Origin of the sequence: Rhodoferax antarcticus ANT.BR (assembly GCF_001938565.1) — a bacterium.
GTDB lineage: Bacteria > Pseudomonadota > Gammaproteobacteria > Burkholderiales > Burkholderiaceae_C > Rhodoferax > Rhodoferax antarcticus.
Map to the genome: position 1 here is coordinate 1,045,803 of NZ_MSYM01000013.1, position 13,480 is coordinate 1,059,282.

General features: G+C 55.3%; 13 protein-coding genes. 12 read left to right on the top strand and 1 reads right to left on the bottom strand.

The window, feature by feature from the left end; translation table 11 throughout:
- Window position 1: 1 nt before the first annotated feature.
- Window positions 2–1,552: a helicase HerA-like domain-containing protein gene (locus BLL52_RS13720; RefSeq protein WP_075587137.1), complete on the bottom strand. Its 1,551-nt coding sequence runs from the start codon at window positions 1,550–1,552 to the stop codon at window positions 2–4.
- 58 nt (window positions 1,553–1,610) lie between these two features.
- Here BLL52_RS13720 and BLL52_RS13725 point away from each other — a divergent pair, with 58 nt between their 5' ends.
- From BLL52_RS13725 to BLL52_RS20420, 12 genes are all read left to right on the top strand, one after another.
- A complete protein-coding gene (locus BLL52_RS13725) occupies window positions 1,611–2,345 on the top strand; it encodes a YebC/PmpR family DNA-binding transcriptional regulator (RefSeq protein WP_075587138.1) in 735 nt (244 codons plus the stop codon).
- On the top strand, window positions 2,342–3,661 hold the full coding sequence (gene purD / locus BLL52_RS13730; RefSeq protein WP_075587139.1) for a phosphoribosylamine--glycine ligase: 1,320 nt from the start codon (window positions 2,342–2,344) through the stop codon (window positions 3,659–3,661). Before BLL52_RS13725 ends, purD begins: the two co-directional genes overlap by 4 nt.
- The gene (gene hemF, locus BLL52_RS13735; protein ID WP_075587140.1) at window positions 3,658–4,593 is read left to right on the top strand and encodes an oxygen-dependent coproporphyrinogen oxidase; all 936 of its coding nucleotides are present in this window, start codon (window positions 3,658–3,660) and stop codon (window positions 4,591–4,593) included. Before purD ends, hemF begins: the two co-directional genes overlap by 4 nt.
- 2 nt (window positions 4,594–4,595) lie before the next feature.
- Window positions 4,596–5,207, top strand: coding sequence for a nicotinate (nicotinamide) nucleotide adenylyltransferase (gene nadD, locus BLL52_RS13740; protein ID WP_338065742.1), 612 nt, complete (start codon window positions 4,596–4,598; stop codon window positions 5,205–5,207).
- 161 nt (window positions 5,208–5,368) lie between these two features.
- Entirely contained in the window at window positions 5,369–6,130 is a 762-nt protein-coding gene (rsfS, locus tag BLL52_RS13745) for a ribosome silencing factor (RefSeq protein ID WP_075587279.1), read from the top strand.
- 8 nt (window positions 6,131–6,138) lie between these two features.
- Complete coding sequence (gene rlmH / locus BLL52_RS13750; protein ID WP_075587142.1) at window positions 6,139–6,606, top strand: 23S rRNA (pseudouridine(1915)-N(3))-methyltransferase RlmH; 468 nt, start codon at window positions 6,139–6,141, stop codon at window positions 6,604–6,606.
- Window positions 6,607–6,717: 111 nt separating this feature from the next.
- Window positions 6,718–7,317 (top strand): Maf family protein, encoded by a 600-nt coding sequence (locus BLL52_RS13755; protein WP_075587280.1) that lies wholly within the window; start codon window positions 6,718–6,720, stop codon window positions 7,315–7,317.
- Between the two features lie 63 nt (window positions 7,318–7,380).
- On the top strand, window positions 7,381–8,856 hold the full coding sequence (gene rng / locus BLL52_RS13760) for a ribonuclease G (RefSeq protein ID WP_075587143.1): 1,476 nt from the start codon (window positions 7,381–7,383) through the stop codon (window positions 8,854–8,856).
- 125 nt (window positions 8,857–8,981) lie between these two features.
- Window positions 8,982–10,742: a lipid A export permease/ATP-binding protein MsbA gene (gene msbA / locus BLL52_RS13765; protein ID WP_075587144.1), complete on the top strand. Its 1,761-nt coding sequence runs from the start codon at window positions 8,982–8,984 to the stop codon at window positions 10,740–10,742.
- A 52-nt stretch (window positions 10,743–10,794) separates the two neighbouring features.
- On the top strand, window positions 10,795–11,634 hold the full coding sequence (locus tag BLL52_RS13770) for a glycosyltransferase family protein (protein ID WP_241839156.1): 840 nt from the start codon (window positions 10,795–10,797) through the stop codon (window positions 11,632–11,634).
- A 262-nt stretch (window positions 11,635–11,896) separates the two neighbouring features.
- Entirely contained in the window at window positions 11,897–12,907 is a 1,011-nt protein-coding gene (locus BLL52_RS13775; RefSeq protein WP_075587145.1) for an O-antigen ligase family protein, read from the top strand.
- A 163-nt stretch (window positions 12,908–13,070) separates the two neighbouring features.
- Window positions 13,071–13,480: glycosyltransferase family 9 protein (locus tag BLL52_RS20420; protein ID WP_139313389.1), on the top strand; the 410-nt coding region annotated here is incomplete at its 3' end.

A 13,480-nucleotide genomic window follows, 5' to 3' on the forward strand; every position in this document is an offset into this window, starting at 1 on the left:
CTCAGCGCTTTCCACCAAAAATGCCACCCAAAACACCGCGAATGATCTGCCGACCCACCTCGCGTCCGATGGAACTGGCAGCGCTCTTGAAAAGTTGTTCCCCGGCCGAGGTGCGCCGGCCATTGCCACCGCCCAGCAGGCTGCCCAGGCCCGAGCCCAGGCTGCCGAGAAAGCCGCCCTCTTCAGCGGCAGGCTCTCCTGCCTTGCCAGGCGCTGTTTTGGTATCGGCATGCGCTTGCTCCGTGCGGGCGCTGGTGCGGCCCTTGATCTTTTCATAGGCTGATTCGCGGTCCAGCGTCTTTTCATACACACCGGCCACCATGGAGTCGGCCAACAAGACTTGGCGCTGCTCTGTGGTGATCGGGCCGATCTGGCTGGCGGGTGGGAAGACGTAGACGCGCTCGGTGGGGCAGGGGCGGCCTTTCTCATCGAGAAAGCTGACCAGCGCTTCGCCCACCGCCAGTTCGGTGATGGCCGCGCCAATGTCCAGCCCGGGGTTGGGGCGCATGGTGTCGGCGGCGGATTTGACCGCTTTCTGGTCACGCGGGGTGAAGGCGCGCAGGGCGTGTTGCACCCGGTTGCCCAGTTGCGCCAGTACGCTGTCGGGGATATCCAGCGGGTTCTGCGTCACGAAATACACGCCGACGCCCTTGCTGCGCACCAGCCGCACCACCAACTCAATGCGCTCGACCAGCACCTTGGGCGCGTCGTTGAACAGCAGGTGCGCCTCGTCAAAGAAAAACACCAGCTTGGGTTTGTCCAGGTCGCCCACCTCGGGCAGCATCTCAAACAGTTCGCTGAGCATCCACAGCAAAAAAGTGCTGTACAGGCGCGGCGAGTTCATCAGTTTGTCAGCGGCCAGGATGTTGATCATGCCGCGCCCCCCACCACTTGCGGTGGTTCCAAGTCTCGTGTCGGTTTGCATGAAGTCTGCAATGTTGAGCATGGGCTCGCCAAAGAACTTATCGCCGCCTTGCGCCTCAATCTGCATCAGCCCGCGCTGAATGGCACCAATGCTGGCGGCGCTGATGTTGCCGTATTCGGTGGTGTAACTCGACGCGTTGTCGCCCACGTCCTGGCACATGGCGCGCAGGTCTTTCATGTCCAGCAGCAGCAGGCCAGCATCGTCAGCAATCTTGAACACCAGTTGCAACACCCCTGCTTGGGTATCGTTAAGGTTCAGCATGCGCGACAGCAGCAGCGGGCCCAAATCACTCACCGTGGCGCGCACCGGGTGGCCTTGCTCGCCAAACACATCCCAAAGTGTGGTGGTGAATGCTGCGTATTCAGGAGCATCTAGCCCACGTTCGGCAAGGACTTTGGCCAGTTTTGGCGTAGAACTTCCGGGCTGTGAGATGCCGGTCAGGTCGCCCTTGATGTCGGCCATGAACACCGGCACACCGAGTTTGGCAAAACCTTCGGCCAGGGTTTGCAGGGTGATGGTTTTGCCAGTGCCGGTGGCGCCAGTGATCAGCCCGTGGCGGTTGGCCTTGTCAGGCTGCAGGAAACACTGGGTCTGCCCATGTTGGGCAATCAGGATCGGTTCGGGCATATCGGGCTCAAAAAGTACAATTGAGGCAATAGCGTAACGAATTTTTAAAGGATTTCCCGTGGCAGGACATAGTAAATGGGCCAATATTCAGCACCGAAAAGGCCGCCAGGACGAGAAGCGCGGCAAGATCTGGACACGCATCATCCGTGAAATCACCGTGGCGGCGCGTGCCGGTGGCGGTGATTTGTCGACCAACCCGCGCCTACGTCTGGCCATTGACCGCGCCAAGGCGGCCAACATGCCAGCCGACCGCATCAAATACAACATCGAAAAAGCCACCGGCACGCTCGATGGCATCAGCTACGAAGAAATCCGCTATGAAGGGTACGGCATTGGCGGCGCGGCCATCATCGTTGACACCATGACCGACAACAAGGTGCGCACCGTGGCTGAAGTGCGCCACGCGTTTTCCAAGTTTGGCGGCAACATGGGCACCGAGGGTTCCGTGGCGTTCCAGTTCAAACACTGTGGTCAGATTATTTTTGCTCCGGGCGTGAGTGAAGACAAGGTCATGGAAGTGGCGCTGGACGCCGGTGCCGACGACGTGATCACCGGCGAAGACGGCGCGATTGAAGTCATCACCTCAGCGGCTGATTTTGAAGCGGTCAAAGATGCGCTGATCGCCGCCGGCCTGACGCCCGATGATGCCGAGGTCACCATGCGCCCGGAAAACCCGATCGAAGTCAGTGGCGACGATGCAGCTCGTATGCAAAAGCTGCTCGATGCCCTGGAAGACCTGGACGATGTGCAAGCGGTGTTTCATAACGCCGAACTCGATACGGAGGTCGTATGAAAATCCTCGTCATTGGCGGCGGTGGCCGCGAACACGCGCTGGCCTGGAAGCTGGCCCAGTCCCCCAAAACCCACAAGATCTATGTCGCACCGGGCAACGGTGGTACCGCAACCGACCCGCTGTTTGAGAACGTCAACATCACTGATGTGAAGCAACTCCGGGAGTGGGCTGCAGCAAAAAAGATAGCGCTCACCGTGGTGGGCCCGGAAGTACCGCTGGCCGCTGGCGTGGTAGACGAGTTCCGCAAACACGGTCTGCGCATTTTTGGCCCCACCCAAGCAGCCGCCCAGCTGGAAAGCTCCAAGGCGTTTTCCAAGGCGTTCATGAAGCGCCACAACATTCCCACCGCCGAGTTTGAAACCTTTTCTGACCCGGCACTGGCGCATGCCTACATCGACCAAAAGGGCGCGCCCATCGTCGTCAAGGCCGATGGTCTGGCGGCAGGCAAAGGTGTGGTGGTGGCGCAGACTTTGGCGCAGGCGCATGAGGCGGTGGATTTCATGCTGGTCGACAACACGCTGGGTGTGAGCCACAACGCTGGCGGCGCGCGCGTCGTCATTGAAGAATTTCTGGCCGGCGAAGAAGCCAGCTTTATCGTCATGGTGGACGGCAAGAATGTGCTGCCGCTGGCTACCAGTCAGGACCACAAACGCCTGCTTAATGGTGACCAGGGTCCTAACACCGGTGGCATGGGCGCTTATTCACCCGCGCCCATCGTCACGCCAGATGTGCATGCGCGCGCCATGCGAGAGATCATCTTGCCGACGATTCGCGGCATGGAAAAAGACGGCATTCAGTTCACTGGCTTTCTGTACGCCGGGCTGATGATCGACGCGCAAGGCAAGCCCAAGACGCTTGAATTCAACTGCCGCATGGGCGACCCCGAGACCCAGCCGATCATGATGCGCCTGAAAACCGATCTGGTGGATGTGATGCTGGCCGCCACCGAACCCGGCCCACATGGCAAGCTCGACCAAATCGAACTGCATTGGGACCGCCGCACCGCGTTGGGTGTGGTGCTGGCCGCCCACGGCTACCCGCTGCAGCCACGCAAGGGCGATGTGATCACTGGCATCCCTAAGCCGCAGGAGGACGCGGTGGTGTTCCAGGCCGCAACCGTGCTGGTGCCTGGTGAAACTGGCGACGTGGCCGAGCTGCAAACCTCTGGCGGGCGCGTGTTGTGTGTGACCGTGCTGGCCGACAACGTGCGCCTGGCGCAGCAGCGCGCTTATGAAGTGGCCGCCGGCATACGCTTTGACGGCATGCAGTACCGCACTGACATTGGCTACCGCGCTATCAAAGCGGCTGCAATATGAGCGCAGAAGTAGCGAACCCCGCCAGCGCGACCGCAGAGGTGGGTGCTTATCTGCGCGGCCTGCAGGCGCGCATCACCGGTGCCATTACTGAACTCGACGGCACGGCTTTTCTAACGGACGCCTGGCAAAAGGCCCCTGGCGACAAGCTGCAGGGGCAGGGCATCACGCAGATTCTGGAGGGTGGCCCGCTGTTTGAGCGCGCTGGTTGCGGCTTTTCGCATGTGCGCGGGCCAAGCCTGCCGCCATCGGCCACGCAGCACCGCCCAGGGCTGGTCGGCGTGCCGTTTGAGGCGATGGGTGTGTCGCTGGTGTTTCACCCGCGAAATCCGTATGTGCCCACGGTGCACATGAATGTGCGCATGATTTCGGCCACCGCCAGCGATGGCTCGGTGGTGTGCTGGTTTGGCGGCGGCATGGACCTGACACCGTATTATGGTTTTGAAGAAGACGCAGTGCATTTCCACCAAAGCTGCAAGACCGCCTTGGCACCATTTGGCGACGACAAATACCCGCGCTTCAAACTTTGGTGTGACGAGTATTTTTGCAACAAGCACCGATCGGAGCAGCGTGGCGTGGGCGGCATTTTTTTTGACGACTTTCAGGAGCTGGGCTTTGAGCGCAGCCTGGCCATGATGCAGTCGGTAGCGGACAGTTTTCTGGGTGCTTACCTGCCCATCGTGCAACGGCGCAAAGACACGCCTTACGGTGAGCGTGAGCGCAACTTTCAGTTGTACCGGCGCGGCCGCTATGTGGAGTTCAACCTGGTGTGGGACCGCGGCACGCACTTTGGCTTGCAGTCGAGTGGCCGCACCGAGTCGATTTTGCTGTCGATGCCGCCGCTGGTGAGCTGGTCTTACAACAAGCTGCCTGAGCCGGGCTCGCCCGAGGCAGCGCTGACCAGCCAGTTTTTGGTGCGCCGGGACTGGGTTTGACCTTGGCCGGAGCAGCGGTGCAGCGCGTCGGCATCCTGGGCGGGGCGTTTGACCCGCCGCATCTGGCGCATCTGGCGCTGGCCCGGGTGGCTGTCGCGCAACTGCAGCTCGACCAGCTTCGCATCATCCCCACCGGCCAGGCCTGGCACAAACCCCGCACGCTCACGCCGGCGCAGCATCGCCTGGCGATGGCGCAACTGGCCTTTGCCGAAGTACCCCAGGCGATGGTGGATGCGCGTGAAACCTGCCGCAGCGGGCCCAGCTACACCATTGACACTTTGCGCGAACTGCGTGCTGAGGTGGCAGGCGCGCAACTGTTCCTGATCATTGGCGCAGACCAGGCACAAGCCCTGACCAGCTGGCACGGGTGCCAGGAGATTCTTCAATCAGCTACAATATGTGTAGCTGATCGCCCTCATTCAACGGGGGCTAGGACCGTATTTGATGCAGAAAGCGCTTTTCCCCAGCGTTTTTTTCACCTGCAAATGCCTGCGATGGCCCTCAGCGCAACCGACATTCGTTCTGCTGTTTCCACCCACCAAAATGTGACGGCACTGGTGGGCGAGAGCGTTGCGCGTTATATTGCCGCCCACCACCTTTACTCAATCCCTTGATGACTACCAAAACCACTGTACCGACCGCTGCTAAAAGCGCCACCAAACGCGCCGCCAAAACCACCACCAAGCCTGCTGTCAAATCCACGGCCCGGGCGGCCACTCAGGCAGCAACGCCAGCCGAGGCCGAAGAGCGCCAGCGCGCCGTCACCAAGCCAGCCATCCGGCCTGCCGCCAAAGCTGCCGTCAAAGCTGCCACTAACCCAGACGGTAAAAAAGACGTGCAAAAGCTGCAGCGTGCGATTGTGGACGGGCTCGAAGATGTCAAGGCGCAGGAAATTGTGGTGTTTGACACCGAGGAACTGTCGTCGCTGTTTGAGCGGGTGATCATTGCCTCGGGCACCTCCAACCGCCAGACCAAGGCGCTGGCCATGAGTGTGGTGGACGCGGTGCGCGAAGCGGGTTTCCCCAAGCCACGCGTCGAAGGTGAAGCCAATGGCGAGTGGATCATTGTCGATTGCGGCCAGGCCGTGGTGCATGTGATGCAGCCCACCTACCGCACTTATTACAACCTGGAAGAGCTGTGGGGCGAGAAGCCGGTGCGCCTGAAGCTGGGTGCGCCCAAGCCGGTAGTTGCCAAAGCTGCCAAGCTGCCCGCCGCGCCGACGCAGCCAACGCGTGCCGCCAAGCCTGAGACCAGCCTGCGCCGCTCCAGCGCCGCCAAGAAGGGCGTGGAGGACGCTTTCCCCTCCAAAGCCCAGTTGAAGAAGCAGGAAGAAGCCAAGGCATCTGCTGCAAAAAAAGCAGCAGCCAAGGCAGCACCAACAAAGGCTAGAGGTCCAAAAGATGCTGAGGTTGTGACCAAACCGCGCATCAAGACACTGGTGGTGAATGCGCCTGGCAAACCAGCGGCGAAGAAATCAGCTGCCAAACCTGCGGCCCGCGCGCCAGCCAAAAAGACCAGCATACGCGCTGCCAGTTAAGCCAAATTGTGCGTCTGCTGATTGTGGCCGTGGGCCAGCGCGTGCCGGACTGGGCGCAAACCGCTTGGGACGACTACGCCAAGCGTTTTCCGTTTGAGATCAAGGTTGAGCTGAAGGCCGTCAAGACCGAGCCGCGCGCCTGCAAATCGCTGGAAACCATTTACGCCGCCGAACGTGCCCGCATTGAGGCCGCCATTCCCAAAGGCTGCCGCATCGTGGCGCTGGATGAGCGCGGCACCACGCTCACCACCATGGCGCTGGCGGGCAAGCTGACAGACTGGCAGCTCTCGGGTGGCGATGTGGCGTTGGTGATTGGTGGCCCGGACGGGCTGGACCCGGCTTTCAGGCAGGCGGCGCATGAGCGTATTCGCTTGTCTGATTTGACGCTGCCGCATGCTTTTGTGCGGGTGCTGCTGGTGGAGCAGTTGTACCGCGCGTGGTCGGTCAACGCCAACCACCCCTACCACCGCGAATGATGCCAAGCCCAAATCATCCCTGTCGTCGTTGTACCGCCTTGCCGTACGCTTGTACTGTCTGCGGCTCGACGCCTAGACCCAAGCGATTCAGACATGAAACATCCATTCATCATGCCATTTGTCTATTTGGCCTCCCAAAGCCCCCGGCGCCGGCAGTTGCTGGAGCAACTCGGCATCGCGCATGAGCTGCTGCTGCCTGCCGCCGATGAAGACGCTGAAAGTCTGGAGGTCGTCTTGCCGCGCGAGGCACCCCTGGCGTATGTGCAACGCGTCACGCAGCTCAAGCTGGATGCCGCATTGCAGCGACTGGCCAAGCGCGGCCTACCCAAAGCACCCGTGCTGTGTTCAGACACCACCGTGGCGCTGGGTCGGGTGATTTTGGGCAAGCCTGCAGATCGCGCCGATGCCGCGCACATGCTGACGCAACTGTCTGGCAAAACCCATCGGGTACTGACGGCGGTGGCAGTTGGCACCCACGCGCAGCGCTTGCAGACCGTGTCGGCATCAAGGGTGACGTTTGCGCCGATGAGCCACGCGCAGATTCAGGCCTATGTGGCCACCGGCGAGCCCATGGGCAAAGCCGGTGCGTACGCGGTGCAGGGCAGGGCGGCAGCACACATCGCACAATTGAGTGGCAGTTACACCGGTATCATGGGCCTCCCGCTGTTTGAGACCGCACAGTTGTTGCGTCAACTGGGTTTTAATTGCTAGTTTTTATATAGCTGTCTGCGCTTTATCTATAAGGGCTAGAAGCACTTTTCTTCTATAACAATAATGCAAGAAGATATTTTGATCAACTGGTCGCCGCAAGAGACGCGGGTGGCCATCGTCGAAGGTGGGGCGCTGCAGGAGTTGCACGTCGAGCGCGCGCTGGAGCGTGGCCTGGTCAGCAACGTCTATCTGGGCAAAGTGGCGCGTGTGTTGCCGGGCATGCAATCCGCCTTCATCGACATTGGCTTGGAGCGCGCGGCTTTTTTGCATGTGGCCGATGTTTGGCACCCGCCCGCCGAGGGTGAGACGATTTCCAACGCGCGTGCGGCGGCCGCGCAGATACCGATCGAAAAACAGGTGTTTGAAGGCCAAAGCCTGATGGTGCAGGTCATCAAAGACCCGATTGGCACCAAGGGCGCGCGCTTGTCCACGCAAATCAGCATCGCCGGGCGCATGCTGGTATTTTTGCCGCAGGACGACCACATTGGCGTGTCGCAAAAAATTCCACCTGCCCAGCGCGAAGCCTTGCGCCAGCGCGTGCAGACGCTGGCGGGTGATCTGGGTGGCGGCTTCATTTTGCGCACCAACGCCGAAGACGCCATAGATCAGGAACTGGCTGACGACGTTGCCTACTTGCGCAAAGCCTGGAAGCGCATTCGCGAGGCCGCAACCAAGTTGCCGGCTGGATCCTTGTTGCATCAGGATCTGAGCCTGTTGCAGCGCGTGCTGCGAGACATGGTGGGCGAGCGCACCGCATCAATCCGGGTGGACTCACAGGAGCAGTTTGAGACGTTAAAGGCGTTTGGCCTGGAGTTCATGCCTGCAGCGGCACAAAAACTGCAGCACTACAAAGGCGAGCGGCCGATCTTTGACCTGCATTCCATCGACGACGACATCGCCAAGGCGCTGGGCCGACGGGTGGAATTGAAGTCGGGCGGCTACTTGATCGTTGACCAGACCGAAGCGCTGACCACGGTCGATGTCAACACCGGCGGTTTTGTCGGTGCGCGCAATTTTGACGATACCATTTTCAAGACCAATTTAGAGGCGGCCCAAGCCATCGCCCGCCAATTGCGGCTGCGTAATCTGGGCGGCATCATCGTGGTGGATTTCATCGACATGGAGCGCGAAGACCACCGCCTGGCGGTATTGACCGAGATGCGCAAACAACTGGCGCGCGACCGTGTCAAAACCATGTGCGGCGGCTTTTCGCAACTGGGGCTGGTCGAGATGACGCGCAAACGCACCCGCGAGTCGCTGGCGCACATGTTGTGTGAAGCCTGCCCGCTGTGCCAGGGCAAAGGTATGGTGAAAACCGCACGCAGCGTCGCCTACGATATTTTTCGCGAAATTTTGCGTGAGGCACGCCAGTTCAACCCAAAAGAATTCCGCGTGGTGGCCTCGCCCAAGGTGATCGAGCTGTTTCTGGACGAAGAAAGCCAGCACTTGGCCGGCCTCTCAGAGTTCATCGGCAAGCCGGTGTCGCTGCAAAGCGAGGGCGCGATGGGGCAGGAGCAGTACGATATTGTGTTGATGTGAGTCGCATTTTTTGTTCATCCCTGCGTTACCTAGCGCGGGTTCAAATTAACTGAATTTTTTCAATTGGGATCCTGTTGCGGTACCCGCAGCACAAGATTTGCATCCATCATGTTAGGGTCAGCCCCATGAAGCTCAGCAGTACGCAGCTTTATTTACGTCTTCTCGGTTACGTCAAACCTTATTGGCGCATCTTTGCGCTGTCCATCCTGGGCATGGCCATCACCGCAGCAACCGAACCGCTGTTGCCAGCCTTGCTCAAGCCGATGCTGGATGGTGCGTTCATCCAAAAAGACAATGCTGTCATCAAATTTGCACCGCTGATCATCTTGGCGATTTTCTTCGTGCGGGGCATCGCGTCCTTCATGGGAACGTATGCCATTGCATGGGTAGGAAACAAAATCGTGATGGATTTACGGGAAGAAATGTTTCACAAGCTGCTGACACTGCCCACACCCTTTTATGACGACCATGCCACCGGCAATCTGATCTCCAAACTGACCTTTGACGTGGCACAGGTGACCGCTGCTGCGACCAGTGTGGTTACAGTTGTTGTGCGCGATTCCATCATCATTGTTGGATTGTTGGGCTGGCTGTTTTACTTAGATTGGAAACTCACCCTGCTCAGTTTGGTGATGGTGCCTGTGATCGCTTTCATACTCAGAATAATCAACGCGCGCTTGCGCAACGCCAGCCGCGATTCACAGCAAGCGATGGGCGATATCACGCAGGTCATAGAGGAAAGCATCGCTGCACACAAAGTGGTCAAACTCTTTGGCGGACAACACTATGAGCGCACGCGTTTTAGCGACCAGGTGAACTGGGTGCGGCGCTACAACATGAAGCAGGCTATGGCAGCTTCGAGCAACGTGCCCATCGTGCAAATGATTGCTGCGGTTGCACTGGCTGCTATCGTTTACCTTGCCACGTTGCAATCAGACGGTGATGCAACCACCGTTGGCGGATTCCTGTCATTCATCGCCGCGATGCTCATGCTTACCGCCCCAATCAAGCGACTGACAGGCGTGAGTGAGCACTTACAGCGCGGCTTGGCGGCGTCAGAAAGCGTGTTTGATTTGCTCGATACCCCTGGTGAAGTCAATGCTGGGGAAAGGGACATTGGTCGCGCAAACGGTGGTATTGCGTTTGAGCATGTCAGCTTGTCCTATGAGCGCGACAACAGGCTGGCGCTGCGCGACATCTGCTTAAAGATTGCGGCAGGGCAAACTGTCGCACTGGTTGGCGCATCCGGTAGCGGCAAAAGCACTTTGGCCAATCTGGTCCCCCGCTTCTACTTGCCAGATGTCGGGCGCATCACCTTGGACGCCCAGAACATAGCCGAGTTGTCGCTGTCAAGCCTGCGCGCCAACATTGCGTTGGTGAGCCAAGAAGTTGTGTTGTTCAACACGACGGTCGCCGCCAACATCGCCTACGGCCAAATGCGTGAAGTGCCCGAGGCGGAGATCATCGCCGCAGCGCAAGCCGCACATGCAATGGAGTTCATCCTAGAGATGCCGCAGGGGTTGCAGACGTTAGTGGGTGAGCGCGGCGTGAAACTATCTGGCGGCCAACGCCAGCGCATTGCTATTGCACGCGCTATTCTTAAGAATGCGCCCATTCTCATTCTTGACGAAGCCACCTCCGCACTGGACAGTGAATCAGAACGTCACGTGCAAGCCGCACTGGAAACCCTGATGCAAGGGCGAACTTCATTGGTGATTGCACACCGACTGTCCACCATCGAAAAAGCCGACCGTATTGTTGTGCTGCAAAAGGGCGAGATTGTTGAAACCGGAACACACGCTGAATTGCTGGCTAAGAATGGGGTGTATGCGCAGTTGCATCATATCCAATTTGGCGGTGCCGGCAACCTGCAAGAAGCGCAGTAAATGACGCAGATTCACACGCCACGACCCGTCATCATCAAAAGAAGCATTCGATATGAAAATTAGCGCATTTACGTTTATTAGAAATGGAACTTTGTTAGGGTATCCATTCATAGAAAGTATCTGCTCAGCATTACCACTCTGTGACGAATTTGTTATTGCAGTGGGCGATAGTGAAGATGACACGCTGGAACGCATCCAAGCGATTAAGTCGGACAAAATTGTCATCATTCCAACTTTTTGGAATGAAAAAATGCAGGACCGAGGATTTGTCTACGCGCAACAGAAGATGATTGCGCAATATAACTGCACAGGCGACTGGGCTTTCTACCTCGAAGGGGATGAGGTTCTTCATGAAGATGATTTACCAAAAATCCGTGCGGCCATGGAAAATAATTTCAACAATCAAGATGTAGAAGCTTTAGCATTTGATTATTTTCACTTTTTTGGTAGCCCTGACTGGTTGGCAACGAGTCCAGCTTGGTACAGACAAGAATGCCGAATAATAAGAAACACCATTCGAAGCTTTGCGCCTGACGGACTCTTTTGGGTGGTTATGAATAAAAATAGCCGAGGTCGCTACCCTAAAGCAGCACTTGTTGGTGCCCCTATATATCACTATGGACACGTTAGAAGTATTGCCGCCATGCAGGCTAAAAATCAGCGGGTTGGAAAATACTGGGGTCATGATCACCCTCTCTTCAACGGTTATCAAATCGACCCAGAGGCTGTTTGTCGATTTTCGGGAAAACATCCGGCAATCGTTGTTGATTGGCTTGTTAATGAAGCAGAAAAAAATTTTGCACCAGATGCTAATTATCAAGCCAGCAAAAAGAGAGTTAAAACACCGTTGGGTCATGAAAATAGAAAGACTTTTTGGCTTGGAACTGAGTAAAAAACACTTCAAATGAAAATAAAATAACAAAAATAAATTATGCGAAATCTTTATCTGACTTACGCTGAGAAAACGCAGCTTTATCTGATCATATTTGCGTGTTTTAGCATTGCATTATCAACAGCCTTTATGAGTATCTCAATGGGTTTGTTTGTTATAGCATGGGTGCTCTCAGATTAATTTTAATGAAAAGTTTCAAAAAATAAAAAGCCATCCAGCAGCAGTTGTTTCGATTATCTTCTTCTGTTTGTATGGAGTTGGAATGCTTTATTCCAGCGCATCATGGGAGATGAGATTATCTTGGTGGTTAAAATACCACAAATTGCTTTATATCCCATTGATTATCAGCGTATTATATCAGGAGAAATATAGAAGTCTCGCACTCAAGGCATTTTTGGCCGGCATGATCATGGTATTGGTTATTTCATATTTAAAATGGCTAGGTGTCGTGCCGCATAAAGATATAGGACAAGGTTATTTTGTCTTCAAAGGAAGAATTGCTCATAATATTTTTATGGCATTCACTATGTATCTCACACTCCATTTTGCCGTAAAGTCGGCTGGTATGAAGCGCTGGATTTGGATTTCTGTAAGCTTGCTTGCTATTCTGAATATACTATTTTTGGTGAATGGACGATCCGGTCAGGTTATTATGGTTATCTTGTTGATCTGGTTCAGCTGGGAAACATGGGGCTGGAGATCGCTTCGATGGTTAACAGCCTTGGTCGTGGCTATTGTTGCCATCTATTCGTTGACCAACGCGATGCCTAACAGTCGCCTGATGGACATTAAGCAAGAAGTTTTGAGTCACAAGCCAAATCAAGCACCTACGTCGTCTGGCTTAAGACTGGAATTTTATTCAAATGCAATGTCTCTCATCAAAGAGAATCCGTTTATCGGTGGTGGTACCGGGAGTTTTGAGAACGATTATCGTCTGTTGGCAGAAACTCAAAAAACACTATCAACCTATGTTCCCAATCCCCACAATGAATTTTTGTTAACTGGACAAGAACTAGGCATTGTGGGGCTTGTATGTTTAATCGCTTTTTTTGTTGTTCCTTGGGTATTGACATATCGTCTTGATTCCGCTGAAGAAGATGTTGACTATTATGGATATGCTTTACGTGGTCTTATCCTAACGATTGTTGTTGGTTCTTTATTTAACTCGTTGCTCTTAGATTCTGGTGAAGGAAAATTCTACTGTGTATTGGCTGGTGTGTTTATGAGTGCCTACCGATCAAGTACGAACTCAAGCATTCGAAATTCACTCTAGTAGTTAAATCGATAGCTATGTTTATGATTAAATAGACGTATATTTCTAATTCTGTTGATTCTATTAATCAAGTAAGTGAAAGTATTCTAATAGATTTATACTGTACTGGAAATGCTATTTTCCTTCTTGTAAGTCCAAAAGTAATTACTGAGATAATATTATCTTGAAGTCGCATAAAGTTTTAGCCATACAATTTAAATATCTTGGTGATGCCGTCATTCTGACGCCTGCACTCAAGGCAATTGCAATGCAAATACCAAATGTTGAATTGCATGTATTGGTAGCTTCTGAAATAGCGCCACTTTTGGAAAACATACCATGGATCACCAAAGTGTGGGCGATGCCTCGTCAAAGAGGGAAGCTAAAATTGATGGTTACATTACCATTTATTTTAGCCTTGCGTCGGGAAGAGTTTGATCAATCCATTGACTTTGGTGGTAATGATCGCGGCGCACTATTGAGCTATTTAAGCGGTGCGCAAAAGCGTTTGGGTCCCATTGAACATGGTGATCCAAAATGGATGCAAAGAATTTGTTATACGGAAATAAAATCTCGGGAAAATCCAGTCGCGTC

Coding starts and splice junctions, on each gene's coding strand:
- msbA (WP_075587144.1), top strand. CDS start 8,982: ATGAAGCTCAGCAGTACGCAGCTTTATTTACGTCTTCTCGGTTACGTC.
- BLL52_RS13755 (WP_075587280.1), top strand. CDS start 6,718: ATGCCATTTGTCTATTTGGCCTCCCAAAGCCCCCGGCGCCGGCAGTTG.
- rng (WP_075587143.1), top strand. CDS start 7,381: ATGCAAGAAGATATTTTGATCAACTGGTCGCCGCAAGAGACGCGGGTG.
- BLL52_RS13775 (WP_075587145.1), top strand. CDS start 11,897: ATGCTTTATTCCAGCGCATCATGGGAGATGAGATTATCTTGGTGGTTA.
- hemF (WP_075587140.1), top strand. CDS start 3,658: ATGAGCGCAGAAGTAGCGAACCCCGCCAGCGCGACCGCAGAGGTGGGT.
- BLL52_RS13770 (WP_241839156.1), top strand. CDS start 10,795: ATGAAAATTAGCGCATTTACGTTTATTAGAAATGGAACTTTGTTAGGG.
- BLL52_RS13720 (WP_075587137.1), bottom strand. CDS start 1,552: ATGCCCGAACCGATCCTGATTGCCCAACATGGGCAGACCCAGTGTTTC.
- purD (WP_075587139.1), top strand. CDS start 2,342: ATGAAAATCCTCGTCATTGGCGGCGGTGGCCGCGAACACGCGCTGGCC.